This is a genomic window from Actinacidiphila paucisporea (assembly GCF_900142575.1).
GTDB classification, from domain to species: Bacteria; Actinomycetota; Actinomycetes; order Streptomycetales; family Streptomycetaceae; genus Actinacidiphila; species Actinacidiphila paucisporea.
Genome location: NZ_FRBI01000074.1, coordinates 1 through 1,457 on the forward strand (window position 1 = coordinate 1; position 1,457 = coordinate 1,457).

A 1,457-nucleotide genomic window follows, 5' to 3' on the forward strand; every position below is an offset into this window, starting at 1 on the left:
GGCAGTCTGCTTGAGGGTGTGTGGCCGCCTGTGGGTGCTGAGCGGGTGGATGTGTCGGGTGCTTATGAGGTGCTGGCTGGTCTGGGTTATGGGTATGGGCCGGTGTTCCAGGGGCTTTGTGGTTTGTGGCGTGTGGGTGATGACCTGTTCGCGGAGGTTCGGCTGCCGGTTGAGCCTGGGGGTTTCGGTATTCATCCGGCGTTGTTGGACGCGGCGCTGCATCCGCTGCCGTCGGATGGTTTGGAGGTGCCGTTCTCCTGGAGTGGGGTGCGGTTGTATTCGGTGGGTGCGTCGGTGTTGCGGGTGGTGTTGTCGCGGCGTGACGGTGGGGTGCGGGTGGCGGCGTTTGACGGTGCCGGTCATCCTGTCGTTTCGGTGGAGGAGTTGCGGCTTCAGCCGATGTCGCGGGGGCAGTTGGATTCGGCGGTTCCTGGTGATCCGCTGTTCGAGGTGCGCTGGGTCGATGTGCCGATTCCCGGCGGCGTGAGTGTGGTGCCGTCCGAGATCGTTGTCGAGGAGGTCCGGCCGGGCGGTGATGTCGGTGCGAGTGTGGCCGATGTCTTGGGTCGCGTGCAGCGCTTTGTCGCTGATTCGGCGGATGACGATGCGCGGCTGGCTGTGGTCACTCGTGGTGATGTTGCCGAGTGTCCTGATCCGGCTACTGCGGCTGTGTGGGGTTTGTTGCGGTCGGCGCAGGCCGAGCATCCCGGGCGGATCCTGATGGTCGATACCGGTCTTGAGGTGGATTCCGGGCGGGCTGTTGCTGTTGCGGTGGCTTCTGGTGAGTCCCAGGTCGCCGTGGTGGGTGACCGTCTGTTGGTTCCTCGGTTGGTGGCGGTCGCGGGGCAGGGGAGGTCCCCGGAGGGTTGGAGTGCTGAGGGCACGGTGTTGATTACCGGGGCTGCGGGTGCGCTGGGTCATGTGATTGCCCGGCATCTGGTGGCCCGGTATGGGGTGCGTCATCTGCTGTTGTTGAGTCGTCGTGGTGTGGACAGTTCGGTTGGGCTGATTGCCGAGTTGACGGCTGCCGGTGCGGCGGTTACGTATGCGGCCTGTGATGTGGCTGATCGTGATGCCTTGGCCGAGGTTCTCGATGGTATTCCGGCGGAGCATCCGTTGACGGCGGTCGTCCATACCGCTGGTGTTCTTGATGACGGTGTCGTGACCGCTTTGACTCCCGAACGGGTCGACACGGTGATGCGTCCCAAGGCGGGTGGGGCGCGGGTTCTGGATGAACTGACGCGGGATGCCGATCTCGGGGCGTTCGTGTTGTTCTCTTCGGCCGCCGGGGTGATCGGGACGCCTGGGCAGGGTAATTACGCTGCCGCGAACGCGTATCTCGACGCTCTCGCCCGGAACCGCCGGGCTGAGGGACTTCCCGCGACGTCGCTGGCGTGGGGGTTGTGGACTTCGGACAGCACGATGACCGCCCACCTCGACACCACCGACCTCACCAG

General features: G+C 65.0%; 1 protein-coding gene. It reads left to right on the forward strand.

Annotation, left to right across the window (positions count from 1 at the left end; translation table 11 throughout):
• Positions 1-30 precede the first annotated feature (30 nt).
• Positions 31-1,457: SDR family oxidoreductase (locus tag BUE44_RS35570; RefSeq protein ID WP_159450343.1), on the forward strand; the 1,427-nt coding region annotated here is incomplete at its 3' end.